We start from the raw sequence: 24560 nt of genomic DNA, 5'->3' as shown, positions 1-24560 counted from the left end.
AGGGCGACTCGATGGACGCCGAAGCTGTCGAGAAGGCGATTGCCGGGCAGGATGCCGTCATCAGCGCCCTGGGACCGACCCGTCCACCCGTTCCCCACATGATGGAGATTTCGGCAAAAAACATAGTAGCCGGGATGAAGAAGCATGGTGTGCGCCGGCTGGTATCCACGACTGGTGCTGGAGTGCGCCAGCCGGAAGATCAACCCAAATTTATTGATCACCTCATCGGATTTCTGCTCAATCTATTGGCAAAAGATGTGGTGCTGGACTCTGCCGCAAATGTGAAGGTGATTCGGGAGTCTGATTTGAATTGGACGGTAGTGAGGTTCCCGCGCCTGGTGGATGGCGAACATAAAGGCAGATATCAGATTGGGTATGTAAGCAAGAGTTCGGGTACGCAACTTTCCCGCGCAGATGGTGCGGACTTTGTATTGAAGGAACTGACCGAAATGAAATGGTTGAAGAAATTACCAGTGACGAGTTATTGACTTAAATTGGTCGGATTTGACTTATCCTAGTTGAAAAGAATAGCGCCTAATGACAAGGCGCTGTTCTTTTTTTATCCAATTCTAAGTCCATAATTAGGCAAAACCGGGCTTGTGGTCACCATATACGGTTCCTTTATGACAACATAGTGAATACTAAATTGGGTAACCAAACCTGTCCTACTATTTCTAAGACAGCTATCACTGCTTGGTTTAAAACGACTTCCTTGCCGACAGGGTAGCAACACCTAGGCATCAAACTTATTAAAATTGGACCGTTGAAGCCAATACTGCGATTTTCCGCCTCACAACCGCAATCTGATCTGTCCGGCGGGGTACATATCTGGTATACGGGTATAAATTTCGCCCGCAAAATTTTGTACCCGCCGACTAAAGGATAGTACATCTGATAAAACAAGAACACCCCTGTCGACAGGGGTGTTCTTGTTTGGGTTTTCTGATTGAAATTCAAGGCATTGCGAGATATTTCCCCATCGCATTCAAGTTTGGCATCTCGAAACCAAGTTCAGCCGCAGATTGCATGACCTGGGCGTAGTGATATTTCGACTCCCTACGGCTGCCCTCACTGACGGCGTGAGCGGTATAACGCTGCATACTTTCATTCCGGCGGAAGTTCCGACGCAATAAGAAAGCCACCAGCCAGATAGGGAATTTGATATAGCCGATCTCAGGGTACTTCTTCAGATCCACGCCACGCTGGGCGCACAGATCGTACAATTCTTTTGTGGCTCGAATCGATTGGTAGACCAGTTCATTATCCGCGAGATAGGGGTCGATGACGCGATACTTCGCCAACCCAGCTGCAAATCCTATCACGCCTGCATTGTGGATCCATAACCAGTGCAGCATATTCTCCTGCATGTCGGGCTTCATATCAGCGCGGGTAAATACATTCTTTACTTGTTCCAGTCGTGCGGCAGATTGACCTTCCACCAGACCGAGATGAACCTCCGCACCCAGGTTCGTCCAGTAGACGCCATCCTTGACCGTTCCGCCGCCATCGGGGTAACCAAGCAAATAACGTTCACGCGGCAAGATCGCATCGTAAGCAGCCAGTCCATCCCAATTGCTGGAGAACAGAAAGAAGGTGGCATCCCCCGAAACCGACGCCAAATCCTTCATCGCTGCTTCCACCTGCTGACCGTTGGTCGGCACAATGATAAGCTCATAGCCGTCCGCCGGAGAAATCGAATCCACACAGCGGATCGGGTAATGTTGGATGGATGTGGGCGGATAGCCCTTGCGTTCGTCGAGCAGGTCGAGGGTGACGCCCTTTGGAAACTGACCAGCCATGCCAGGGCGAACGAAGTGTGTAACTTCCGCGCCCGCTTTTTGCAGCGCCCATCCGTAGATGACGCCGATGACACCTGCGCCAACGATCAATGTTTTCATGAGGCTGCTCCCTCAAAATTCTTAATATCGGTTTCGAATGCGCTCAAGGCAGGCATCGCCACGTTGAGTGCGCGTCCGCTGTTGAGCAGGTCGTAGTAAAACACTTTCACTTCTTCGATGTCTTCCAGTCCGTGCGCTGAACTGCGCTGGACGAGTTTGTTGTAGCGAAACAGCACTTTGATCACAATGTTGGCGACCCACATGCCGAACGGCGAATTGTTCATGTACATCTTTGCATCGGGGAATTTCGCCAGATTCACACCGCGGCGGGCGATGACTTCCAGCGATTCGCGCGCGGCGCGTAAGCCCTGTTCGCCGACCTGACGATTCTCCAGCACCGCTTCGAAACTGCCCGCTTTGACCAGCGCGGGCCACAACCCGCCAGTGATGGCATACTGTACCCAGAGATAATGCAGGATATTCTCATGGACAGTGACACCCACCTGCGCCGATTCGCACAACGCAACCACTTTATCCAAACTGGTATCGCGCCTGCCATTTACCTGCCCCACATCAACGCTGGCAATTGTGGCGATCAGTTTGTCTCTTTCGAACTTGCCGCCCGCCTTGGCATCGCCAAAGACGTAGCGTGAGGGCGGCAGGATGGCGTCTATCTCATCCGTCCCATCCCAGTTCTGGGTGAGGAGCAGGAAGTCCGCGCTCCCTGCCTGCGGGACGATCTGTTTTAGCGTTTCGACCAGGTGATAATGTTTGGTCGGGATGATGATCAGTTCATACCCCTCAGGCGAATCGAGCGTTTCGGTCACACGGATGGGATAATGCCCGGTGAAGTTCCGTTTGTGCCCCTTGCGGACGTCGTACATATCGATCTCAAATCCATTTGCAAATTGCGAGGCTTTTCCGGGGCGGACGAGATGCGTGACCTCGTGCCCCGCTTCTGCAAATGCCCAGCCGTAAATAGTTCCGATAATGCCTGCGCCGACGATCAGTGTTTTCATGTTTTATCTCCTTGAAAGAAATATGCCCATCGTTTATGGATGGGCATATCTTATCGAGAAGGAGGGGGGAGGTCATCCCTCGAAAGGATGAACGGGCGGGGGGAAAGGCTAGAGCAGTTTCAACTCCCTGGCACGCGCCACCGCCTCGGTGCGGTTTTTGACTTCGAGTTTCATCAGTATACTTTTGACATGACTCTTGACCGTCGAAAGCGCGACGACCAACCGCTCGGCGATCTCCTGATTCGAAAGTCCCGCCGATAACAGGCGCAGCACGTCCATTTCACGCTCGCTCAACAGGGCAGATGGACTCTGCATGGCGGCGCGTCGTTCAAAATCATCCACGAGGCTGATGGCGAACAGTTCGTCAGGATGTTTGGCGCGATAGATTCGCAGGAGGGGTAGCAGTTCTGTCTCATCCAGAAAGACGCGGCGCTGGTTTTGCGGTTCTGCCATTTGCAAGGCTTCCTTCAATATGGAATCCTTCTCAGGCGCATCTGTGGTTGGGAGTTGAATCTTCAGGAGTAGAATCTCGATCAGGCTGGTACGACGACCCGCGCGGGCATTTTCTTCGAGTTGCACAAGCAACCCTGCCGCATGTTCAAATTCGTGGCGTGTCAGCAGGATCCGCACAAGAACCAGCCACTGGCTTTCATTATCAAAGGTGACGGGAGTTGCTGAGGGAGCGAACTCTTGCGCCCATGCCTCGGCGTCTGCTAATTGTCTCTTTGCGAGAGAAAATCGCGCGTGAATGGAACGCAGGAATCCATTTTCATGTATGGGCATGGCAGAAGCAAACTCGCCCTCCAATTTTTTGATGAAAGCCAGCGCTTCGTCCAGCCTACCTTGTGTAAACCGCAGACGCGCCAAACTTAAATACCCGCCGATCTGAATCTCAGGGCTACCCCAGCGTTGACCGATCTCCAGTCCCTTCTGAAAAACAGACTCGGCTTCTTCGAACAGCAAATGCTCGTGCAGGACTCCGCCCAAACCCACGTATCCCACCCCAATCAATGGCAACCCGCTCAAGACGGAGTCTGATTCGAGGGCGATCACCTGCCGATGTAGTCGCTCGGCGCGGTCAAAGTCGCCTATCGCTTCATAGGTTTGGGCAAGCGTGCTGGTGGCAATCAAGTAGATGATGGGCTGGTGTCCGCGCTGACTTTCCTGAATGGTCTGCGTGAGCAATTGGATGGAACGCTCGATCTCACCCGAAAGCGTCGCTGCCGTTCCCTGACTGAGCAACACCCCACAGCGGATCGAGCTATCTTCGAGAGGGATCAAACGCAGGGCTTCCTGCGCATATTGATGAATGGCAGGCAAGTCCTGATGTACGGTAGCGAGGATGGCGCGGATGGCGGCGATCTCCCCCGCCATGACAGGCGACAGTTCCGCGCGTCCGTCAATCTCATTCAAGAGCAGTTCCACATCATCCAGTTTGCCGTCTGTGATCAATGCCCAACATTGAGCGACGACCAGCGCAGGGCGGGCAACCACAGACTCATGCGGCAATTTGGCGAGCCAGCCTTGCAAGGTGGCGCTGCCTCCGCGCATGACCAGGTTTCGGGATGTGGTTTCGATGAGACTCGCCGCCCCTTCCATTTCTCCAGCCGCGATGGCATGGGATACGGCTTCATCCAGAAAACCGTTCTTTGAAAACCAATCAAAGGCGCGGCGATGCAATTCTTTGATCTGGCCGGACTGTTCGCATTTCAGGCGGGTTTGCAGCACCTCCGCCCAGAGTGAATGATAGCGATACCATTGACGGGTCGTATCCAGCGGAAGGAGGAATAGATTGGCGCGCTCCAAAAACTCCAGCACAGATTGAGAGTCGTTTGATCCAAGAATCTGGTCGCAAAGCGGCGCAGTCAATTTTTCGAGCAGGCTGGTCTGTAACAAAAAGGATTGGATCGACTCGCTCTGGCGCTTCAAGACTTCGTCGGTCAGATAGTCGGTTACATAACGGTGACTGCCGCCGAACATCTGAATGAACGATGTCGATTCGGATTTGTCCTTCTGTTGGATGGATTGCAACGCCAACGCCGCCAATTGCAAACCGGCGGGCCAGCCTTCGGTGCGGTCGGTCAATAGTACGATCTCATCCGCCGACAACTCCAATTTCATGGCGGTGTTCAGGTAGTCCTGGGTCTCGTCCGTCGAAAAGCCAAGCGCGTCCACGTGGATTTCGGTGACCTGTCCACGCGCGCGCAGGCGGGGAAGGTCGAGCGGCGGCTCGTTGCGGCTGGTCATCGCGATGTGAAAATTGACGGGCATGCGCGCCAACAGTTGAATCAGAATGGCATGGATGCGTTCATTTTGGATGACGTGATAATCATCCAACACCAGAACCAGCGGCATCTTATCTTGTACGAGCGCATTGATGAAAGTGGTTGTCAGGATGTCGCCTGGCAGTTGATGGAGCGGATCACTTTGCAGAAGGGTTTGAATCGTGTCCGCCAGGTTGGGGATGTGAACCGTTAGCGCGTTCGCTAGATACGTCCAGGACTGCGACGGATCATTATCTCCTTCATCCAGTGTCAGCCACCCAAAGCGATACTTCCCTCGATCCAGCCAGTCGCTAAGCAGGGTGGTCTTCCCATATCCCGGAGGAGCAGAAATCAGGAAGAGGCGATGTCCAAGTTCAAGTCCCCGGTCGAGTTGATTCAACAATCTGGGACGCGAGACTCGAAATGTCCGGCTGTGTGGCATGGCGAGTTTGGTTTGAAGTACCGAATTAAGCATGTCGCGATTGTAGCGCAATTTTGAATAGATGGTTGTTGACGACCAATAATCCGAAAAAATCCAGCCATTCATAACATCAAACGAATTCCCGCGCGGTACAAATCAGGTATATAAATTCGTCGCCTAGATTTTCTTTCAAGGTTGGATCGCTCTATCGCACTATCGCACTATCGCAGGGTGCACTCAAAGTTTGTAGATGAGTTTTCAAAAAGGAGCCTCTGAGATAGGCTTGGGCTTGGACAAGCATAAACCCGAACTCGGAGGCTCAAATGGAGTTTAGCACAACACGGCTGGAGCAGATCGCCAAAATATTAGCAGAAGAAATCAAAGAACAGATGGCGGAAAAGCAGGGTATTCATGAGATGGAGCAAACCATGCGCGAGTTGGTAAAAGCGGCGGCGGGCTTAGGGCTGCAACAAGCCATTGAGCAGGGCGAAGAACGGTACGCCCAAAAAGAAATTGAATGTGCTTGTGGGGCGAAAGCCAAGTTTGTCAGCAACCGCGCAGCAGTTCTATGGACCGTATTCGGGAAAGTAGGCTACCAGCGCAGATATTATCTTTGTACAGAATGTCATCAAGGGCAGTCTCCCTTGGATCAGAAATATAGGATAGTGCCAGGGCAGGTCACTCAGGCATTGGCAAGCTTGTTGGGAGTATTGGGAGTGGAAGTTGCCTTTGAGGAAGCTAGCCAATTGGCCGAACGCTTTCTGCTGTTTCGAGTCAGCGACAACACGGTTCGTAAGCAAACCGAAGGGTATGGCAACGCACAAGCGCAAGCAGAAAAAGAATGGATGGAAAAAGCAGAGGATGAGCCATCTTTGCAAGTGCGTGAGCGCAGTTTGGAATACCGTTCTGGACGTATTTACGCTTCTATCGATGGCGCTCATGTACCCTTACAGCAGGAATGGCGCGAATTGAAGACCCTGTGCTGGTATCACGTGGAGCCAACGCCCAAAAACCATTCTGGGCAACCTGTGGGTGAACAGAACCATTTGCACGCCAAAGACGTGCAGTATTATTGTGACATCATGGAAGCGGAACAATTTGGCCGATTGCTTTGGGCAACAGGCATCCAAAACAATGTCGACACCTACGAGGAAGTCGTTTTTGTCTCAGATGGAGCCGTTTGGATTTGGAGATTGGTCGAACACTATTTTCCGCAAGCCGTCCAGATTGTGGATTGGTATCATGCCTGTCAGTATCTTGCTCCCATTGCCGAAGCCGCTTTTGGCGCAGGTGCAAGTCAAGCCCAGGAATGGCTGACGCAAGTACAAACCGATCTTTGGGAAGGGCGTATTCAAGAAGTGTTACTGGCCTGTCGCACTTTCCTGCCTCACGCCCACGCTCGACCCTTTGCCGAAAAAGCCATCACCTATTATGCCAATAACGAAAAAAGAATGGACTATGCACGCTTTCGACAACAAGGCTATTTGATCGGCAGCGGCACCATCGAAAGCGCTTGTAAACAAATCGCCGCGGCGCGCCTCAAATGTTCTGGCGCTCGCTGGACACTGGCTGGCGTTATTGCAACTGCCAAAGCTAGAGCCGCCTGGCTTAGCAATGCTTGGGATAATTTGAAACCCTTTTATCTCAACTTGTCTACCTCCCCCTAACAAACTTTGAGTGCTCCCCTATCGCACTATCGCACTGCCAGATTCGCGGCAGGGCGATTTTTGTTATACTTCACTCATGTCGCTTGAGTCTTCTCTCCGTCACCGTTTCGGCTTTGACTCCTTCCGCGCGGGACAGGAAGAAGCGATTCAATCCCTCCTCAACAAACAACACACTCTTGCCATTATGCCCACAGGCGCGGGCAAATCGCTCATCTATCAATTTGCCGCGCTGCACTTCGAAGGACTCACGCTCGTCATCTCGCCGCTCATCGCCTCGGATGCCGAGACAGGCGGCACCTGGGCGGGCGCGACCGAGACGCTCAAGAATAGTTGGGTTCCCGTGTTTGTGTTGGATCACGATCACATGCCAGAGGGAAATAAACTGCTCCTGCAAAAAGGCGCACTGGCTTTCCCTCATCCGTTCAAAGATAAACCCGCGCAATTGCCCAATTGGATGGAACGAGAAGCCGCGAGCCTGCCTCTTCAGCAACCGATACAACCAGGTTTATTCTGATGACCACTTACCCTGATTACGTTCGCCAAACATTAGCCCGTGCCAGAGAGGATGGTCAATGGCATGCGGGGCAAGCCGATGCGGCGGCGTTGTGTTTCGATGTGTTGGCTTTGTTCCCTGATTGTGAAGAGGCAAAGGAACTTGTGTATGAACTTTTTTGCGACGAATGGATGATCTACGACAACCGTGTCGCCATTCAGCAGAACATTGACGAATGGGATGACCGTCCGTGGCAACAACGGCGCAGGCTGGCGTTGTCGTATCGTTTTATAAGTCGGTGGGATGGGAAGCGCGAGTTGAAGCGCGATCGGGGTGGGCTAAACGATGTGCTAAAAATTCTCGAAGACGGCAAGAGGGAGTTGCTTGGAGCGTACTGTCTCGGCGATGAGGAATGCGCCGATTACGCGTGGACGATCTTTGCAGACGCAATTGCCAAAGCCAAAAACCCACAAGAGACCTTGTTCTGGATCGGCTGGCAATATGCCGATCTGGGATTCTTCGCCGACGCCGCCGAAGCGTTGGGCGAACTGTCTTCGCGCTTTAACGATGAGAAGGCAAGGCGATTGCTTGCTGAAGTGATTTGGTGGCGGGACAATGCTCACCGCATCCCATGGATTCCACCCGCGGGCGATGGTTCTCGTTATGACCGTATGATGGAGTTCGTTGATCCCTCCGCGCCGAAGACGAAGGATTATTTGCAAAGAGCGCGCAACGAGAATCATTTGAAACGCATTGTTCCGTACCGCCCCAGCATCGACAAGGGATTGGCAAAACTGTTCGAGGCGTCCATCCCTGAGAAAAAGGAAACACCCACATCCACGCTTGTGGATTGGAGTTTTCTCGATATGGATGATGGTCAGCCAGGGGAATTGCCCGATTGGGCAAAGAAACAGATCCGCATGTACGAGAAGTGGAAGGATGAACTCCATGCAGAAATGCTGGAGGAGTTGAAGAATTCACATCAATGGACGCGCAACATTACTCCCCCATCCACGCCAAAACGATATGACCCGAATGAACCGCCATTCATTCCGCCCACTGAATTTTTTGATGGTCTGGAAGAGGACGATGAAGATGAATTATAAGTTGATTGGTTTCCAGCCGCTCTTTGGACGCAGATGGACGCGGGTTTTTTGGAAAAGATCCTCTAAATAATCAATCGGTATCAGCGCTTTCAGCGTTCACGCCGCGCTGGCGCCAGCGTCTGCGTCCCAGTTTAAAACTGTCAGGAGGCAGGTCGTTTTTCATAAAAACAAGGTTATGGCGGGGGTACAAATCTGCTCAACGGGGTGTAAATTTCGTCCCTCACTCCATGTCACAGCCTGCTATCCGAATAAACGCTCCGAGGGGAATATGCCTTTCTACATGCGGAAAAGGGAATGATGTGACTGTTGCGCCGAACCAGAGTAACGGTAGAATGAATCGGAATGAAATCGCACAGCGCTTTTCGGCAGCGGTCAGCGTTTTTGGTTGTAATTAACTGCGAATTCGACAATACACCTGCGGGGAATCAACAGAGGTTTGCGCTCAACTCAGGGAGGAAGCGCACCGCTACCGAAAATAAGCAGAAAGGAATTTCCGATGAATACATCGAACAAGATTGGAGTTCGAATGCTCTTCCTGCTCATTCCTTTGTTGTTGGTCGCGGTGGTGATCTACTCACAGTGGACGGCGCATACTCCCGCCATCCTCGGCGCGGATGGGAAAAACCTGCCCGGCAGTATCGCCTCGCTTGAAAAAGTGAAACTTGGCGGCGTCGACCAGTGGCTCATCATTCGCGGGCATGATGTCAACAAGCCTGTCCTGCTCTTTCTCTCCGGAGGACCTGGAGCCAGCGAGTCGGCGCGCGTGTTGCGCTTCAACAGCGAACTGGAAAAACACTTTGTGGTCGTCATCTGGGAACAGCGAGGCTGCGGTAAATCTTATCCCTCGCTCAACCCTAAATCCGACTTGACCATTGACCAATATGTGTCAGATGTCATCGAACTAAGCGAATTGTTGCGCGTCCGCTTCAAGGAGCAGAAAATCTATCTGGTGGGACATTCCTGGGGCACCATCATCGGAGCGCTTGCCGCCCAACAACGCTCCGATCTATTCCACGCCTACATTGGAACAGCGCAGATGGTGGACGTGCGGGCAACTGACCAGATGATTTACGATCTGGTGCTGGAACACTCCATTCAAACCGGCGACACGGACTTTGCGCAAACCCTTGAAAAGCAGGGGCCGCCACCGTACTTCGGCAAGAGCCCCATCAAGCCATATGCCACGCTGTTCGGACGCGAATACCAATTCTTTGAAGTGCCGAACATCAAAGACGAAACCTATCGCCGCGAAGGTGATGCCATTCAGTTGATGCTCAAACAACCCGAATACGGCTGGCTGGACCGGGTTTATTACCTGCTTGGGCTGATGAACACCTTCAATGTAGTCTATCCGCAATTGCAGGAGTTGGATTTTCGTGTGGACGCCGCCCGTCTTGATCTGCCCGTCTACATCGTGCTTGGGCGGCACGACATGAACAATCCATCGAGCATTCCAGAAGAGTATTTCAACTTGCTCGAAGCGCCAAAAAAAGAATTGATCTTTTTTGAAAACTCCGGACACGGCATGATCTGGGAGGAAGCCGATCTGTTCCACCGCCTGATGGTGGAGACCATCCTCCCTGAAACCTACAAATAGAGATAGCGGATTCGTTGTCCAGAAGGTTGGTTCAAAACCGCCTCTAACGAGATAGGCACTATCGTCTCATCCAGGAGTCTCCCATGAAACTAGCCCCATTGATCGAACGTCATCCGTATCGGTTTGTTGCCATCATGGAGGCTATGGTCGTGGTGGTTTACCTTCTTGCGGGGACATTCGCCTACTTCTTCGGTCTCGCCAACATGACGCTCTACGGTCTTGCCAACCTCGGGCTGACGCTCATCGTCATTGTTTTGCTGACCCGATTAAAGTGGTGGGAGTCCATCGGCTTCACGCCTCTGCGACGGCGAAGCGACCTGCTCTATTTCCTCATTCCTCTCATTCCCGCAATCCTCAATTTGATCCCAGGCGCGCAGATCGAAAGTTTTGCCCAAGTATCCGCAGTGTTTGCCGTTGCGTTGGCTGTGGCATTCGCCGAGGAAACCGTCTTTCGCGGGTTGATGTTGCAAGCCATAAAACCTCTCGGTCATTGGAGAGCCGCGATCGTCACCGCATTGCTCTTTGGGTTGACCCATGCCATGAATGCCCTGACGGGAAAAAATATGTTGGCGAGCGCGATGCAAATCGGGTATGCGACCGCCATCGGCTTTGCCTACGCCGCGCTGGCGCTAAAGAAAGACGCTCTCTGGCTTTTAATCCTCTCGCATTTTCTCACCGATTTTATTTTCTTCCTTCAGAAGCCTGGCTTTGTGATGCCTCCCTTCTGGCAATCCTCCCTTGTCGTCGGCCTGACGATCATCTTCACAGCCTATGGGATTTTCATGATGCGACAAAAATCCCGTTTGCAAAGTAACGCGCCAGCGCAACGCCTGAGCGAAGGAAAAAGCGCATGAACACCAACTCCCTACTTAAATGGCTCGTCCCCGCGATCATTCTGCTGACGCTCCTCGCTACGCTGGCTGGTTTATTACCGGGCGAGGGACAACCCTTTGCCATCACCAACTTTCGCGGCGAGGCGGTGACCATCAACGCGCGCGGACTCTACTACTGGGATACCGTCAGTTCCGCCGCGCAGATGCAAGCCAACGACCTGGTGACGCTGGCGCTTGGTTTGCCCCTGCTTGCCATCTCTTTTTGGCTGACCTTGCGCGGCTCCCTGCGCGGACGCCTGCTCATGACCGGCACGCTCGGCTTCATCCTCTATACCTACATCACCATGTGCTTCGGCGCGGCATATAACAAATTCTTTCTGATCTATGTGGCGCTATCCAGCCTGAGCCTGTTCGCCTTTATCCTGAGCATGATGTCGTTTGACCTCAAGGCGCTACCCTCTCACTTCTCCGAAACACTGCCGCGCGGCTCGATCGCCGGACTGCTTTTCTTTGCCGCCGCGTTTCTCTCGCTGGCGTGGCTGGGGCGCATCGCCGCAACGTTTGCGCCGAACGCCATCCCTGCGCTGGAAAACACAACCAGCATGTTCATCCAGGCGATGGACTTGGGACTCATCGTCCCGCTCTGTGTGATGTCGGGCATCCTGCTTCTGCGCCGCCGCGCGTGGGGCTACCTGCTGGCGTCTATCGGTTTGATGAAATTCCTGACGATGGGCGTCGCGGTCAGTGTGATGAGCCTCAACATGTTGCGCGTTGGCGTGTCCATCAGCATGGTGGAAGTGACAGTGTTTCCGATCATCGCCATCGCCAACATGGTCATGGTGGCGTTATTGCTCAGAAACATCAAGGAGTAAAAATGAACAACACGTTTGGTCTCTACGTTGTTTTGGGATTGATCGTCGGGGCGCTGTTTGGCGCATCTTTCATCCCCATCAGCGAGAACGATGCGCTTGCGATTTTGGGCGGAGCGCTCGCGGGCGTTTTCATCGGATGGTTCATATTCGCCGCCATGAACATGCGCAAGCAGGATCGAAAATGATTCGGAGGCGATCAAGGCTGACGACGGGCGCATCAAACCGACGGGAGACCTGATTCGCCGCCTGACGCCTTGAGTCAACTTTGAGGAGGAATCATCCAGCCATGCGCGTCGTCATCTTTGGCGCGGGGTCGCAAGGCGATATCCAGCCCTGCGTTCGATTCGGAAAGGGCTTGCGAAACGACGGCTACGATGTGCTCGTGGCGGCTCCGCAAAACTTTGCGAAACTGAGCGCCGAATATGGCTTGGCATTTTATCCATTGCGCGGCGATACGCAAAAAATTATGGCGGGCGAGACCGGGCAAGACTTCATGGAACGAAGCGGCGCGAACCCGATTCGTGCCATCGTCGCAATGCGAAACATGTTGAGACCGATCGCAACCCAAATGGCGGAAGACGCGCTCACAGCCAGCCGCGAGGCGGAGGCGTTCATCACGCTGGCGGTGTTCGCGCCGTTTGGTAAAACAATCGCCGAGATTCTGGGCATTCCGCTGATGCTCATCGAGCCGACGCCAACCCTGCCGACTGGCGATTTTGCGGGCGCGGGGTTTCCCATTCAAAAGAATCTTGGCAGGTTGTTCAATCGTCTTTCGGGCTTGGTCATGTTGGAAGCGCTCTGGCAATGGTATCGCCCATTTGTAAATGAATTTCGGAAACGGCATGGATTGAAGCCGCTGCATGGCGCAGACTTCCATCGCGCGTTGACCTCCGCGCCTTTGTTGGGCGCCTATAGCCCGACGGTGATTCCACATCCGCGCGATTGGGGGGATCACGCGCATATCGTCGGGTATTGGTTTCAGAAGGATGCAAACGAATGGCATCCGCCAATTGAATTGAAAAAGTTTCTAGATCAAGGTGAAACGCCCGTTTATATCGGCTTTGGGAGCATGTCGGGACGCGACCCTGAACGCTTCACAAAGATCGTACTCAACGCCTTGCTGAAAACAGGTCAACGCGGAGTGATCGCCACTGGCTGGGGCGGCATGAGCGCGATGAATGTTCCGAAAAACATCTTCGCGCTGGATTCTGCGCCGCATGGCTGGCTCTTTCCGCGCATGGCGGCGGTTGTACATCATGGCGGGGCTGGCACAACCGCGGAGGGTTTGCGGGCGGGGATGCCATCGGTCATTGTTCCGTTCACGGTGGACCAACCATTTTGGGGAAACAGAGTCAGGTCGCTGGGCGCGGGACCCGAGCCCATCCGCGCTTCACAATTGACAGCCGACGCGCTGGCGAACGCGATTCACATTGCAGTCATAGACAAGAGCATGAGGGAGCGGGCATGTTCAATCGGACAAGCGATCCGCGCCGAGGATGGCATCGGCAACGCTGTGAAGATCGTCGGGCAATATTTGGGAGCATAAACAATGAAGATTGAGCCGTATCAGGTTATCCCCTTTCCAAAGATCCGCCGCCTGATGGTGGACGGCGGGCGGCTGGCTAAACAGAAACATCTCATCCACGGCTTGGTGGAGATGGATGTGACCGACGCGCGTCGGTTGATTCGCGATCATAAGGCGAAGACCGGCGAAGCGCTTTCGTTTACTGCCTTTATCATTTCCTGTCTTGGGCAGGCGGTGGATGCGAACAAGCACATGCAAGCCTATCGCACATGGCGGGAGAAACTCGTCCTGTTTCACGATGTGGATGTCAACACCATGTTCGAAGTGGAAGTAGACGGCCGCAAGATCATCCGCCCGCATATTCTTCGGGCGGTCAACAGGAAAACCCTGCGCGAGATTCATGAGGAGTTGCGCGCCTTTCAGGCTGAACACGAAAACGGGCGGGAAGCGAGTTTCATCGGCTGGTTCGTCCTCCTGCCCGCGTTCATCCGCCGCCTGTTTTTGGGAGCGCTGTTCAAGAACCCACATTGGTTGAAGGAAATGAACGGCACAGTCTCCCTGACCTCTGTGGGCATGTTTGGGGATGGTGGCGGCTGGGGCATTCCCGTTCCCATTCATACGCTTCAGGTCACGCTGGGGGGCATCGCGAAGAAACCGATGCTCCTCAACGGGCAACTGGAGAACCGCGAATATCTATGCGTGACGATCAGCCTCGATCACGACATCGTGGATGGCGCTCCCGCCGCGCGCTTTATCCAACGATTGAAGGAACTCGTCGAAAGCGGTCACAAAATCTCCGACTTCATCGAGAAAGCGTGAGGAGATATGAACCATCTGAATCGTCAACAATCCGCCGCCGAACGCCGCAGGAAAATTGCGGCACGAATCGGAATTGGAATACTCTCAATAATTGTCTTGAGTGTTGTGGCGTTATTCCCGCCATACCGACCGATCGCCCCCAGTGGGAAATACGAAGTAACCACAGTCCGCCACACCTACATTGACCCAAATCGAATCGAAGGATTCAACGATAACGGCGAACACAGAAAGGTCAATGTCGTCTTCTGGTTTCCAGAAAATGCCAGGGACGGCGAAAAATTTCCCCTTGTCGTATTTTCACACGGAGGGCTTGGCACGGAAAATAGCAACGAATCCCTCTATCTTGAACTGGCAAGTCACGGCTATGTTGTTGCCTCCATCGGACATCCGTATCATACGCTCTGGACAAAGGATGAAGCGGGTCGTACCACCTTGATCAACGGAGACTATTTCAAAGACATTCAGCGGGAAAACGCAAAAAAGGATAAGGAGCAGAGCCTTCGCTTGTACGGGGAATGGATGAAAACCCGCACAGAGGATATCAACTTTGTGATTGACACAATCGTGGCAAACGCGGCGGACAAGGATGCGGGCGTTTCCGCATTGGTTGATACGGGAAAAATCGGCGTCATCGGTCACTCGCTCGGCGGTTCTGCGATGCTAGCCATCCCGCGACAGCGGAACGATGTGGATGCGGTCATTGCGCTGGAATCCCCGTTCCTCTACGACATCGTCGGCGTTGACAATAACGAATTCGTATGGAGCGACCAACCCTATCTCGCGCCGACGTTGAACATCTATTCAGATAGTTCCTGGAACCATCTCTCGGAATGGTCGCAATATGCCAGAAACTACGAATACCTCTCCAGTCCCCCGGAGAATATCCATAACCTGTATTTATCCGGCGCGGGTCATTTTTCCCTGACCGACCTCTCGCTCGCCAGTCCGCTATTGACAAGGCTGTTCGAAGGCGGGCAGGCTAATCATGATCGTGAAGGCTACCTGCGGAGGGTAAATTTGGCGTGTCTTGAATTTTTCGACCGCTACTTGAAAAATATCGACGAGGCGACGGAGGGGAAACGATGAAGAACAAATACTCAACCCTCTTCCGCTTCGACAGGCTCAGCGCAACGCTCGTTATTACCGCGATCATAACGATATTTCTCACGCGTGCCTGGCTGGCTTCCTCGATTCCAGCGCCGCGCACATTTGAAGTTTTCGATACGCTCACTGTGGCGGGCGCATTCCTCGTTCTTATGAAGAGCCATCGCAACCTGCGGCGTGGCGATTGGATCATCGCATTGATCTTGGGCGCGGTGATCGGTATGGGGATGCTGTTCGCCTCTCTCTTTTCGCCTTATCCCTTCTTTGGAATCGTTCGCGACAAAATCGGGCAGGCATGGATTCGCGGGAGTTTTACGTTCCTCGCCACCCTGGGCGGGCTCGCGATCATGCGTCAGGGTGGACCGGTGCAACTCCATGCCGCCAATGGCAACTGGCGGGAAACGAGTCGAGGCATCCTGCTGGGGTTAGCCATGGGTCTGCCGCTGGCTCTTTTGAACGTCTTTGCCTTGCAGATGACCCAGGGACAGTCGGCGCAATGGCAAAAACCCATGCCCGCGCTTCTGGACGCTCTTCAACCGGGCATTGTTGAGGAGGTAATCTATCGCTTCGCCCTCTGGGGGTTGCTCTGGTTGATATTGCAACGTTCACTCCCGCAACAGGCGATCTGGTTGGCGGGCTTGCTGGCAATGCTCACGCATACGTACTCACATTTTGACGATTTGTTCATCCAGTCGCCTCTGACCGCCTTGGGAATGGGCGCCGCGCTGGCTCTCCTCTGGGGACTTCCGCCGCTAATTCTGGCGCGCCGCCGCGGACTCGAGTCTGCTATTGCGTTTCACTGGATTCAGGACGCCGCGCGATTCATGACAGGATTTTGATCTCCTTGACGACGAAGAAAGACGTTGCAAGAAGCCCGAGTCGCATCCCTGTTGCAGGTTTCCCGGCTCCTGGTTTTCGTCATACTGCCACATTACTCATGTAGCGCGCAAAAGCCTCAGGTTTCAGAAACAAGAAGATGAAAATACAGGCGACAAATCCGCCAAGATGCGCCCAATACCCGATGCCGTAGTGAACGCCATTCATAAAGCTATCGAGCGCGGGGGGAATTTGTATCACAAGGTAATACAGCACAAACCAGAAGGCGCGTATTTTAGGCCACGTGGGAATAATATAAATAATCCATAATGCGCGAATACGCCCCTCGGGGAACAATAATAAGTAAGCGCCCATCACGCCGAAGATCGCTCCGCTTGCGCCAATGCCGGGAATTGCCTCATGAGGTTGAACGAGCGCGGTAATGAAATCGGCGGAGGTTCCAGCCACCAGATAATACAGCAGGAAGCGGACCGGTCCGCAGGCATCTTCCACCCGTCGACCAAACACCCACAGGAAGAGCATATTACTGACCAGGTGAAACATGCCGCCGTGCAAGAACACCGAGGTAATGCTCGAGATCATTCCAGCGCCCTCTCTGGACCACATTAGCGACGGCGTGGAGCCAAAAAGCCAGAATACCGCATTCAGAGTTTCAGCAGGCAGAGTGAGTTCCCAGACAAGAACGATCGAGTTGACCGCGATCAGGAAAACGGTCATGATCGGAAACAGGCTGTAACGGTTCGGCTCAGTGTCATTGAGTGGAAGCATACTGTTTTATGGAGATCCCCAAAGGATGGAGTTTACCAGGCGCTGATACGCCATGAGGACCAACATCACATGCGGAAGCAGGACGAAACACCAGCCTGCCGAAGCAACCAGCGCGCGGGCGGCTGGAGCGCCGCCCGCGCCGACATCCTTGAAGAGGAGATACCATAGGCGATGACGAGAGCGCACGGATGCCAGCGCGATCATGAAGCTCCCGAACAAAACCAATAAAAATCCAAACCATAAAAACGGCTCGGGGTGGGCAAATGGGTTGATCCCCGTCTGGATCAACATCAAAAGCAGGTATAAAAGCGCGGGTCCGCCGGTCAGGCGGGCAACCGAGATACCGGGCGGGATACGAGCGATATTTTCCTGAAGCAGGTTTTCCAATTTGACGATGCGCCAATAGATCATATTCCATTGCCGCTTTGATTTTGTATTTGCCGCAACCTGCCCATAGACCGAGATCGCTTGTTCAAAATTCCCCTGCTCTTCATACATCTCAGCCAGTTCCATCGGATTTTGCTGAAAATGCTTGAGCCGCTGAAGGTCGCGTTTCACCTGGATATCCTCCGGCGTCAACGCCAACAATTTTTCAAGCGAGCGGATTTTTTCATCGGCATCGGGAGATAACTGCGCCAGGGAGCGCCAGACATCGGCATGGTTGATATTCCTTTGAGCCAGACTGCGAGCAAGTTCCAATGCCGATTCAAGTTTTCGCTCTTTAATCAACTCTTGTATATGGCGCGCCTGTTCACCGGCTTGGATTCGTTGCTCCTCTACTTGCTGTTGCCGTTCAGCCTGCAACCTGATGAGCAAGTGTCTGGCGTTTAAGTTCCCCGCATTGATCGCCAAAACTTGTTCGCAAGCATAGATGCGGTCATCCAGATCGTCCAACAGATCGATCAACCACATCCATGCCAATTCGTTCCGAGGCTCTGCCTCGATGACTTGCAGGAACATATCCCGCGCGCCCAATTCACGTCCAGCGCGCGCCGCCGCTATCGCTTGTCGAAGCAGGTTATCTTCCGTCATGGCTTATTGGATAAGGCGTATTGTATCCGTAATTCCCCTCCATGAAGCGATCAAAGTAAACGCAAGTTCCCCTGTTCATAAATAATCCCCGAAGGTCTCAAAACCTTCAGGGACTATTCATCTACTCTCTACCCTCTACTATTACACCACCACACTCACCAACTTCCCATGCGCCACAATGACCTTGCGCGGCTCCCTGCCTTCCAGATATTTCTGGACGATCTCACTCGCCAGTGCGGCTTTGCGGATTTCCTCTTCGCTCGCGTCCACAGCGACGACGATTCGGTCGCGCACTTTGCCGTTGACCTGCACGGGAATCTCGATCGAGTCTTCCCTTGCGGCGGATTCGTCCACTTGGGGCCACTTCTGCTGATGGATCGAGTACGGCTTACTTAATTGATTCGTCCACAATTCTTCGGCGATATGCGGCGCGACGGGAGCCATCATCTTCACGTAGATTTCAGTCGCCTCATCCCATTCGGGTGTACCGACCGCGCCAGCCTCGCGAGCTTTGTACATTTCGTTCAGCAACTCCATCAGCGAGGAGATGATCGTATTGAACTCGAAGTTCTCGAAGTCGTGCGTGACGCGCTTCAGGGTCTGGTGGACGCGTCGGCGTAGATTCTTTTTCACGTCGGCAGAGGCAGTTGGAGGCGTGGAAGGATCCGTGAACAGTGTCCACACGCGGCGCATCCATCTTGCAGTCCCTTCGATGCCGTTTGAGTCCCAGGGCGCGCCTTGTTGCCAGCGCGCGAAGAACATCAAATACGCGCGGACGGTATCGGCTCCATATTTTTTCACCAACACATCGGGCGCAACGACATTGCCTTTGCTCTTCGACATCTTGCTGTTATCTTCCGCCAACACCATGCCCTGATTGCGCAACTGCATCACGGGTTCGCTGCCCTCGGTGATGCCCATGTCGCGCAACGCCTTGTGAAAAAAGCGGAAGTACAGCAAGTGCATGTTGGCATGTTCGCTTCCGCCCGTGTATGTGTCAACGGGCATCCAATAGTTGTATTCGGCATCGTCGAACGGCGCGTCGTTATCGCGCGGACTCAGATAACGCAAGTGATACCACGATGAACACATGAACGTATCCATCGTATCCGTTTCGCGCGTGGCAGGCTCGCCGCACACAGGGCAAGTCGCGTCCTTCCACGTCGGATGAAACTTCAACGGCGACTCGCCCGTCGGCTTCCATTCGTCAATATCATCGGGCAACAGCACGGGCAGTTGATCATCAGGCACGGGGTTCCATCCGTGCGTTTCGCAATACACCATTGGGATCGGCGCGCCCCAAAAACGTTGGCGCGAGATCAACCAATCGCGATAGCGATAATTCACATCGCGCTTGCCAATCCCTTTTTGCTCCAAATATTCAATCACCGCTTTGATCGCGGGATTCTTCATGCCTTTATCGTTCGTGGCGCGCGTGCCATTGAACGGACCCGAATTGATCATCACGCCATCATGCGGATACGCTTCGATCATCGTCTCGCCGTTTAACTCCATGCCTTCTGCCTGGATAACGGGAATCACTTTCAACCCGAACTTGCGCGCAAATTCAAAGTCGCGTTCGTCGTGCGCAGGCACAGCCATGATCGCGCCCGTGCCGTACGACATCAACACATAATCCGCAACCCAGATGGGGACGCGCTCCTCATTCACTGGATTGATGGCATAGCCGCCCGTGAAGACGCCCGTCTTCTCTTTATCTTTCGCTTCGCGCTGGATGTCGGTCTGCTTCTCCGCTTCAGCCTTATACACGTGGACGGCTTCCGCGTTCTCCGCCGTGGTGACTTTATCCACCAGCGGATGCTCAGGCGACATCACCATGAACGTCGCGCCCCACAATGTGTCGGGACGTGTTGTAAATATTTCAATGGGATCGCCCGTTTCAGTTTTGAACGTCACCGACGCCCCCTCCGACCGACCGATCCAATTCGTCTGCGAAGTTTTGATGAACTCGGGCCAATCAATGCCATCGAAGTGCAGTAATTCATCCGCATATTTTGTCGCTTTGAAGAACCACTGCTCCAACTCTTTCTTGATCACAGGCGTTCCGCAACGGTCACAGACTCGATCCTCGCCTTTGACTTGTTCGCGCGCCAGAGTCGTGTTGTCCTTCGGGCACCAATCCACGGCTTGCTTTTTGCGATACGCCAATCCGTGTTTGTACAACTGGATAAAGAACCACTGCGTCCATCGGTAATATTCGGGGTCAGACGAGACCGCCTCGCGCTCCCAATCGAACATCGCACCCATCGTGCGCATCTGTTTACGCATCCGCTCGATGTTTTGATATGTCCATTTTTTCGGATGGATATTGTGCTTGATCGCCGCGCCCTCCGCTGGCAGACCGAACGCGTCGAACCCCATCGGGAACATGACGTTGTATCCCTGCATCCGCTTGAACCGCGCCCGCGCATCGGACGGAGTCATCGCGTACCAGTGACCGATGTGCAAGTCGCCGCTGGGATACGGTAACATCGTCAGCGCGTAATGTTTCGGTTTGCTGTTATCAATCACCGCGCGATACAACTTATCCGCTTCCCACTTTGCCTGCCACTTCGGCTCAAAGGCTTGCGGGTCGAAAGACATATCCTTATTCGCCGTAGTGACGACTTTAGTCGTCTTATTTCTCACAGGCGCGGACTTTCTAGCCATCGATACAGGCTTCGTCACCTTCTTCTTCACCGCGACAACTTTCTTCTTCGCTGGCGATGCTTTCGATTTCAAAGTCTTTTTCACCTTTGGCGCGTTGTTCTTTTTAGTAGTTGTTTTCTTCTTCTTAGTAGCCATTCTTACCTCATTATGAGTTTCAGATTCCAGGTTTCAAGTTCCAAGCGTTGCCCTGAGATTGTCGATGGGTTTTGGTTTTTCGTTTCTTTGCGCATGAGGAGGCGAGGAAGGAGAGGTCCCTGCTTCCAGAAAATGAAATTGATTCCATCGCTCATATGTGCCTCCTTTCAGATCTGACCATAGACCATCGACGCTAGATGATACAGGATGGTCTATCGTCCATCGTCCAGTACAAAACAAAAAACTCCTCATCCACATCAGGGACGAAGAGTTCACTCCGCGGTACCACCCAGTTTGTCAATTAGTCTCCTAGTCTCTAGTCAACTAGTCTCTAATCAACCACTTTAATCAAGATAACGGTTGAAACCGTCGCTGACTACTCGATTCACCAGCGAAGTCCCCTTCGACTTTGGGCTAAAGCCCTCCGCTCAGGGCGACAGGCGAGTTCGGTCTCTTGGTATTCCCGTTCGATACCGTTTGAAGGGCTTCCACCTTGCCTTCCCTTCTCGCTGACGGGATGACCTACTGCTCCTGCCATAACTTTTGTTGTACGTCAAACTTAAGTTTGACATACTAAATTGTGGACCCAGAGGGATTCGAACCCTCGACCTTCTCAATGCCATTGAGACGCGCTCCCAACTGCGCTATGGGCCCCATTTCGATTTCGGATTTTCGATTTCAGATTTACGATTTGGATCGTGGGTTTCAATCGTCAATCCAAAATCGGCAATCGTAAATCGGTGGTGGACCTGAGGGGATTCGAACCCCTGGCCTCATCAGTGCGATTGATGCGCGCTCCCAACTGCGCTACAGGCCCAAAGGAAATTGCGTTCGGTATTCTACTGTACGGGTTGGGTGATGTCAAGCAACGTTTCGCTGTAAAATAGGGACAGACGATGGCTTGATCAATGAGAATGATTTGCCACAGAGCGCGCAGAGATCCTGAGTTTTTCTCAATGGTCTCAGTGAGCTCTGTGGCTAAATAAATAAACCAAAAGGGATATTTCCATGGCTGAGACAAACTCCAAACCCATCTACCGCATCATGGACTTGAGTGAGGCTGATCGCCCACGAGAGAGATTATCCACGCTGGGAGCGCAAGCCCTCACCAATGCCGAATTGATTGCCATCCTCCTGCGCGTGGGCGTGAAGGGAGAGAACGCGGTGGAGGTTGGTCAACGCCTGCTCAAAAAATTCGGGGGACTGACGGGACTCCACCGAGCGCCGTTCGCCGACCTCAAAAAGCAGCACGGACTCGGCGACGCCAAAGCCGCGCAGATCAAAGCGGCGATCGAACTCGGTCGAAGGCTGACGCTCGAATCCCCCGAAGAAAGAATCGCCATCAACTCCCCTGCCGATGCCGCCGCGCTGGTCTCGTACGAAATGTCCGCGTTGGAGCAGGAGCATCTGCGCGTGATGCTGCTCGACAGGAGGAATCGGGTGTTGGAAACCGTCGAGGTGTACAAAGGATCGGTCAACTCTTCGCAAGTGCGAGTCGGCGAGATTTTCAAGGAAGCGATCCGCAAGAACGCCTCCTGCATCGTCATCATCCACAACCACCCGAGCGGAGACCCCACTCCCAGCCCCGACGATGTCGCTGTGACGCGCGCCATCGTGCAAGCAGGCAAATTGCTCGACGTGGATGTGCTAGACCATCTCGTGATCGGTCAAGGCAAGTGGGTGTCGTTGAAAGAGAGAGGATTGGGGTTTGTATAAGCCCTTGATTATAGTATCACTTTATGATATTATATATTCGTGGACAACAAACACCGCAAAACTCTCGAAGCAATATTTGAAAAGCCGGAACGAGCCAATATTGCGTGGAGAGATGTGGAATCCTTGTTCACCGCATTGGGCGCTGAGATTACAGAAGGAAATGGCTCACGAGTGCGGGTTGCGTTGAAAGGAGTTCGGGCTGTGTTTCACCGCCCCCACCCGAGGAAAGAGACAAATAAAGGAGCCGTCAAGTCTGTTCGCAGGTTTCTTGAGACGGCAGGAGTAAAACCATGATGGAATATAAAGGATATGTCGGCAAAGTTGAAATTGACGATGATGCGGGCATTTTGCACGGCGAAGTGATCAATGTCCGTGATGTGATTACGTTCGAAGGCGAAAGCGTTGACGAGGTTCAAAAGGCATTTCGAGATTCGGTGGATGATTATCTCGACTTTTGCGCCAAACGCAATGAAACACCTGAGAAACCGTTCTCGGGCAAGTTCGTCCTTCGCCTCCCCGCTGAATTACATCGCAAAGCCTACATTCAGGCAAAATTGGAGGATAAAAGCTTGAACGGTTGGGTTACAGATGTTTTGGAAACCGCGCTTGAAAACGAGTAACTGCGCCATTGTGCAAGCAGGCAACTGCTCGATGTGGATGTGCTAGACCACCTCGTGATCGGTCAGGGCAGGTGGGTGTCGTTGAAGGAACGAGGGCTGGGGTTTGTGTAAAATAAGCGACAAAAAAGAAAACACGGATTAATTCAAACTCCTCCCATAAACACAGAAAGGCCAACGAAAAATGGAAAGTGACAATTCGGCATTTATTTACGTAAACATTTTCTTAATTGCTGCACTTCTATTTCTGTATTTTTATTTCGTAAAGGATGCTAAACAAAAAATTAAGTCCTTCTTACAAAGTAGAGGAGCAACTGACATTGAAATTTATCATGAGTGGTTCGATTTTGATCGCGACACACTCACATTCTCTGTAACTTATGTCAGTTACTTAGGCAACATACTCACTACTAGATGCAAGTTGCGTGTATTATTTGCCTCTGTAAGTGATGATGTCTTTTGGTCCGAATCTCAAGATTTGGAATTTCTCCAACCCAATCAAAAAGTTTCTTCAAAAAAATATACCAGATCTAAAGTGAATCCTAGTGAATATGAAAAGAAGATTCGTTCAAAGACAAAGAAAAAATTACCCACATTTGAAATTTTAACGACTCTGAGAGTTCCCAATAGCGACCATAAAATTGTAATGTTGAACTACACAACAGCGTTCAGAAATATTCTTCGTTGCAAACCAGATGGCTCAATAAAATGGCAGGTGGAGTTGCCTACATCAACAAATGATGTTTATACCGATGTGGCATGGAAAGATGGGCAATTAACGGCATTTAGCAGGTCTTGTATTTCCGTCGTTCTTGATGTTGAAACTGGTAAGATCATCTCGCCACAATAAGAGTTTTCCTTCACCCACTCCTCCTCACCCCAAACTCCCGAAACTCTCCTGTCACATCCTCCCACTCCACCGTTGACTCATCCACCCGCGACATGCTGGGACCTTGCTTCATCATCTCGATGAGGCGTTCCACGTTTTCGCGCTTGCCCTCTGCGATTGCTTCAACGGTGTTGTAGCCAACGTTACGAACCCAGCCTGTTAGCCCTCCAATTTGGCGCGCGTGATATTCCACGTGGGCGCGGAAGCCCACGCCCTGCACGCGTCCTTTTACGAAGATGTGTGCGCGGACAAAATCTGTCATTGGATAATTTCTCCTGTGTAAAATCGAAGGATCAACGACCATGCACAATGGACGATTGACTCATGTTCACCGATAA

General features: G+C 52.7%; 23 protein-coding genes, 2 tRNA genes and 1 pseudogene. 17 read left to right on the top strand and 9 right to left on the bottom strand.

The genetic code is table 11. From position 1 onward, the window contains the following. Window positions 1–488: NAD(P)-dependent oxidoreductase (locus tag AC16KF_RS08585; RefSeq protein ID WP_484036894.1), on the top strand; the 488-nt coding region annotated here is incomplete at its 5' end. A gap of 465 nt (window positions 489–953) precedes the next feature. Here AC16KF_RS08585 and AC16KF_RS08580 read toward each other — a convergent pair. The 3 genes from AC16KF_RS08580 to AC16KF_RS08570 all read right to left on the bottom strand — a co-directional run bounded on the left by AC16KF_RS08580 (window position 954) and on the right by AC16KF_RS08570 (window position 5668). Further along, a complete protein-coding gene (locus tag AC16KF_RS08580) occupies window positions 954–1898 on the bottom strand; it encodes a ketopantoate reductase family protein (RefSeq protein ID WP_484036893.1) in 945 nt (314 codons plus the stop codon). Beyond that, complete coding sequence (locus AC16KF_RS08575; RefSeq protein ID WP_484036892.1) at window positions 1895–2857, bottom strand: ketopantoate reductase family protein; 963 nt, start codon at window positions 2855–2857, stop codon at window positions 1895–1897. Before AC16KF_RS08575 ends, AC16KF_RS08580 begins: the two co-directional genes overlap by 4 nt. 108 nt (window positions 2858–2965) lie before the next feature. Then, complete coding sequence (locus tag AC16KF_RS08570) at window positions 2966–5668, bottom strand: winged helix-turn-helix domain-containing protein (RefSeq protein ID WP_484036891.1); 2703 nt, start codon at window positions 5666–5668, stop codon at window positions 2966–2968. Window positions 5669–5865: 197 nt separating this feature from the next. Here AC16KF_RS08570 and AC16KF_RS08565 point away from each other — a divergent pair, with 197 nt between their 5' ends. The 11 genes from AC16KF_RS08565 (at window position 5866) to AC16KF_RS08515 (ending at window position 16397) form a co-directional block, all read left to right on the top strand. Further along, on the top strand, window positions 5866–7209 hold the full coding sequence (locus AC16KF_RS08565; RefSeq protein ID WP_484036890.1) for an ISKra4 family transposase: 1344 nt from the start codon (window positions 5866–5868) through the stop codon (window positions 7207–7209). A 76-nt stretch (window positions 7210–7285) separates the two neighbouring features. Further along, window positions 7286–7723 carry a DEAD/DEAH box helicase gene (locus AC16KF_RS08560; RefSeq protein ID WP_484036889.1) on the top strand — a complete coding sequence of 146 codons (438 nt, stop codon included), beginning with the start codon at window positions 7286–7288 and terminating at the stop codon, window positions 7721–7723. After that, entirely contained in the window at window positions 7723–8808 is a 1086-nt protein-coding gene (locus AC16KF_RS08555) for a hypothetical protein (protein WP_484036888.1), read from the top strand. Before AC16KF_RS08560 ends, AC16KF_RS08555 begins: the two co-directional genes overlap by 1 nt. Window positions 8809–9304: 496 nt before the next feature. Next, entirely contained in the window at window positions 9305–10405 is a 1101-nt protein-coding gene (locus AC16KF_RS08550) for an alpha/beta fold hydrolase (RefSeq protein WP_484036887.1), read from the top strand. Window positions 10406–10488: 83 nt separating this feature from the next. Next, window positions 10489–11259: a lysostaphin resistance A-like protein gene (locus AC16KF_RS08545; protein ID WP_484036886.1), complete on the top strand. Its 771-nt coding sequence runs from the start codon at window positions 10489–10491 to the stop codon at window positions 11257–11259. Next, window positions 11256–12110 carry a hypothetical protein gene (locus tag AC16KF_RS08540; RefSeq protein ID WP_484036885.1) on the top strand — a complete coding sequence of 285 codons (855 nt, stop codon included), beginning with the start codon at window positions 11256–11258 and terminating at the stop codon, window positions 12108–12110. Before AC16KF_RS08545 ends, AC16KF_RS08540 begins: the two co-directional genes overlap by 4 nt. Before the next feature lie 2 nt (window positions 12111–12112). Continuing rightward, window positions 12113–12295 (top strand): hypothetical protein, encoded by a 183-nt coding sequence (locus AC16KF_RS08535; RefSeq protein WP_484036884.1) that lies wholly within the window; start codon window positions 12113–12115, stop codon window positions 12293–12295. 101 nt (window positions 12296–12396) lie between these two features. Further along, window positions 12397–13656: a glycosyltransferase gene (locus AC16KF_RS08530; RefSeq protein WP_484036883.1), complete on the top strand. Its 1260-nt coding sequence runs from the start codon at window positions 12397–12399 to the stop codon at window positions 13654–13656. 3 nt (window positions 13657–13659) lie between these two features. After that, complete coding sequence (locus tag AC16KF_RS08525) at window positions 13660–14454, top strand: 2-oxo acid dehydrogenase subunit E2 (RefSeq protein ID WP_484036882.1); 795 nt, start codon at window positions 13660–13662, stop codon at window positions 14452–14454. 6 nt (window positions 14455–14460) lie between these two features. After that, on the top strand, window positions 14461–15540 hold the full coding sequence (locus AC16KF_RS08520; RefSeq protein WP_484036881.1) for an alpha/beta hydrolase family protein: 1080 nt from the start codon (window positions 14461–14463) through the stop codon (window positions 15538–15540). Then, entirely contained in the window at window positions 15537–16397 is an 861-nt protein-coding gene (locus tag AC16KF_RS08515; RefSeq protein ID WP_484036880.1) for a CPBP family glutamic-type intramembrane protease, read from the top strand. Before AC16KF_RS08520 ends, AC16KF_RS08515 begins: the two co-directional genes overlap by 4 nt. A 79-nt stretch (window positions 16398–16476) precedes the next feature. On the opposite strand, the gene AC16KF_RS08510 is transcribed toward AC16KF_RS08515, so the two are convergent. The 5 genes from AC16KF_RS08510 to AC16KF_RS08490 form a co-directional block, all read right to left on the bottom strand. Then, window positions 16477–17163 carry a rhomboid family intramembrane serine protease gene (locus tag AC16KF_RS08510; protein WP_484036879.1) on the bottom strand — a complete coding sequence of 229 codons (687 nt, stop codon included), beginning with the start codon at window positions 17161–17163 and terminating at the stop codon, window positions 16477–16479. A gap of 6 nt (window positions 17164–17169) precedes the next feature. Continuing rightward, window positions 17170–18195: a hypothetical protein gene (locus AC16KF_RS08505; protein ID WP_484036878.1), complete on the bottom strand. Its 1026-nt coding sequence runs from the start codon at window positions 18193–18195 to the stop codon at window positions 17170–17172. 141 nt (window positions 18196–18336) lie between these two features. Further along, window positions 18337–20799, bottom strand: coding sequence for a leucine--tRNA ligase (gene leuS / locus AC16KF_RS08500; protein ID WP_484036895.1), 2463 nt, complete (start codon window positions 20797–20799; stop codon window positions 18337–18339). Between the two features lie 782 nt (window positions 20800–21581). Next, window positions 21582–21654 (bottom strand) — tRNA-Ala (locus AC16KF_RS08495). Between the two features lie 87 nt (window positions 21655–21741). Further along, a tRNA-Ala gene (locus AC16KF_RS08490) sits at window positions 21742–21817 on the bottom strand. A 191-nt stretch (window positions 21818–22008) separates the two neighbouring features. On the opposite strand from AC16KF_RS08490, the gene radC reads away from it, so the two are divergent. The 5 genes and pseudogenes from radC to AC16KF_RS08465 all read left to right on the top strand — a co-directional run bounded on the left by radC (window position 22009) and on the right by AC16KF_RS08465 (window position 24183). Further along, on the top strand, window positions 22009–22716 hold the full coding sequence (radC, locus tag AC16KF_RS08485; RefSeq protein ID WP_484036877.1) for a RadC family protein: 708 nt from the start codon (window positions 22009–22011) through the stop codon (window positions 22714–22716). A gap of 39 nt (window positions 22717–22755) precedes the next feature. Continuing rightward, a complete protein-coding gene (locus AC16KF_RS08480; RefSeq protein WP_484036876.1) occupies window positions 22756–23010 on the top strand; it encodes a type II toxin-antitoxin system HicA family toxin in 255 nt (84 codons plus the stop codon). Beyond that, window positions 23007–23336 carry a type II toxin-antitoxin system HicB family antitoxin gene (locus AC16KF_RS08475; protein WP_484036875.1) on the top strand — a complete coding sequence of 110 codons (330 nt, stop codon included), beginning with the start codon at window positions 23007–23009 and terminating at the stop codon, window positions 23334–23336. Before AC16KF_RS08480 ends, AC16KF_RS08475 begins: the two co-directional genes overlap by 4 nt. A gap of 21 nt (window positions 23337–23357) precedes the next feature. Next, window positions 23358–23447 (top strand): annotated as a pseudogene (locus tag AC16KF_RS08470) (JAB domain-containing protein); the annotation flags it as partial. 70 nt (window positions 23448–23517) lie between these two features. Further along, window positions 23518–24183 carry a DUF7957 family protein gene (locus AC16KF_RS08465; protein ID WP_484036874.1) on the top strand — a complete coding sequence of 222 codons (666 nt, stop codon included), beginning with the start codon at window positions 23518–23520 and terminating at the stop codon, window positions 24181–24183. A gap of 10 nt (window positions 24184–24193) precedes the next feature. On the opposite strand, the gene AC16KF_RS08460 is transcribed toward AC16KF_RS08465, so the two are convergent. Next, window positions 24194–24484 carry an acylphosphatase gene (locus AC16KF_RS08460; protein WP_484036873.1) on the bottom strand — a complete coding sequence of 97 codons (291 nt, stop codon included), beginning with the start codon at window positions 24482–24484 and terminating at the stop codon, window positions 24194–24196. Window positions 24485–24560 lie beyond the last annotated feature (76 nt).

The sequence above is a fragment of the Candidatus Defluviilinea gracilis genome, from assembly GCF_057138825.1.
Note: the sequence above shows the minus strand (reverse complement) of the source record. Positions and strands in the feature narration are given on the sequence as shown.

What these genes read in the sequence shown, in the direction of transcription:
- AC16KF_RS08580 (WP_484036893.1), bottom strand. Translation starts at nt 1,898, where the DNA reads ATGAAAACATTGATCGTTGGCGCAGGTGTCATCGGCGTCATCTACGGA.
- AC16KF_RS08575 (WP_484036892.1), bottom strand. Translation starts at nt 2,857, where the DNA reads ATGAAAACACTGATCGTCGGCGCAGGCATTATCGGAACTATTTACGGC.
- AC16KF_RS08570 (WP_484036891.1), bottom strand. Translation starts at nt 5,668, where the DNA reads ATGAATGGCTGGATTTTTTCGGATTATTGGTCGTCAACAACCATCTAT.
- AC16KF_RS08565 (WP_484036890.1), top strand. Translation starts at nt 5,866, where the DNA reads ATGGAGTTTAGCACAACACGGCTGGAGCAGATCGCCAAAATATTAGCA.
- AC16KF_RS08560 (WP_484036889.1), top strand. Translation starts at nt 7,286, where the DNA reads ATGTCGCTTGAGTCTTCTCTCCGTCACCGTTTCGGCTTTGACTCCTTC.
- AC16KF_RS08555 (WP_484036888.1), top strand. Translation starts at nt 7,723, where the DNA reads ATGACCACTTACCCTGATTACGTTCGCCAAACATTAGCCCGTGCCAGA.
- AC16KF_RS08550 (WP_484036887.1), top strand. Translation starts at nt 9,305, where the DNA reads ATGAATACATCGAACAAGATTGGAGTTCGAATGCTCTTCCTGCTCATT.
- AC16KF_RS08545 (WP_484036886.1), top strand. Translation starts at nt 10,489, where the DNA reads ATGAAACTAGCCCCATTGATCGAACGTCATCCGTATCGGTTTGTTGCC.
- AC16KF_RS08540 (WP_484036885.1), top strand. Translation starts at nt 11,256, where the DNA reads ATGAACACCAACTCCCTACTTAAATGGCTCGTCCCCGCGATCATTCTG.
- AC16KF_RS08535 (WP_484036884.1), top strand. Translation starts at nt 12,113, where the DNA reads ATGAACAACACGTTTGGTCTCTACGTTGTTTTGGGATTGATCGTCGGG.
- AC16KF_RS08530 (WP_484036883.1), top strand. Translation starts at nt 12,397, where the DNA reads ATGCGCGTCGTCATCTTTGGCGCGGGGTCGCAAGGCGATATCCAGCCC.
- AC16KF_RS08525 (WP_484036882.1), top strand. Translation starts at nt 13,660, where the DNA reads ATGAAGATTGAGCCGTATCAGGTTATCCCCTTTCCAAAGATCCGCCGC.
- AC16KF_RS08520 (WP_484036881.1), top strand. Translation starts at nt 14,461, where the DNA reads ATGAACCATCTGAATCGTCAACAATCCGCCGCCGAACGCCGCAGGAAA.
- AC16KF_RS08515 (WP_484036880.1), top strand. Translation starts at nt 15,537, where the DNA reads ATGAAGAACAAATACTCAACCCTCTTCCGCTTCGACAGGCTCAGCGCA.
- AC16KF_RS08510 (WP_484036879.1), bottom strand. Translation starts at nt 17,163, where the DNA reads ATGCTTCCACTCAATGACACTGAGCCGAACCGTTACAGCCTGTTTCCG.
- AC16KF_RS08505 (WP_484036878.1), bottom strand. Translation starts at nt 18,195, where the DNA reads ATGACGGAAGATAACCTGCTTCGACAAGCGATAGCGGCGGCGCGCGCT.
- leuS (WP_484036895.1), bottom strand. Translation starts at nt 20,799, where the DNA reads ATGTCTTTCGACCCGCAAGCCTTTGAGCCGAAGTGGCAGGCAAAGTGG.
- radC (WP_484036877.1), top strand. Translation starts at nt 22,009, where the DNA reads ATGGCTGAGACAAACTCCAAACCCATCTACCGCATCATGGACTTGAGT.
- AC16KF_RS08475 (WP_484036875.1), top strand. Translation starts at nt 23,007, where the DNA reads ATGATGGAATATAAAGGATATGTCGGCAAAGTTGAAATTGACGATGAT.
- AC16KF_RS08465 (WP_484036874.1), top strand. Translation starts at nt 23,518, where the DNA reads ATGGAAAGTGACAATTCGGCATTTATTTACGTAAACATTTTCTTAATT.
- AC16KF_RS08460 (WP_484036873.1), bottom strand. Translation starts at nt 24,484, where the DNA reads ATGACAGATTTTGTCCGCGCACACATCTTCGTAAAAGGACGCGTGCAG.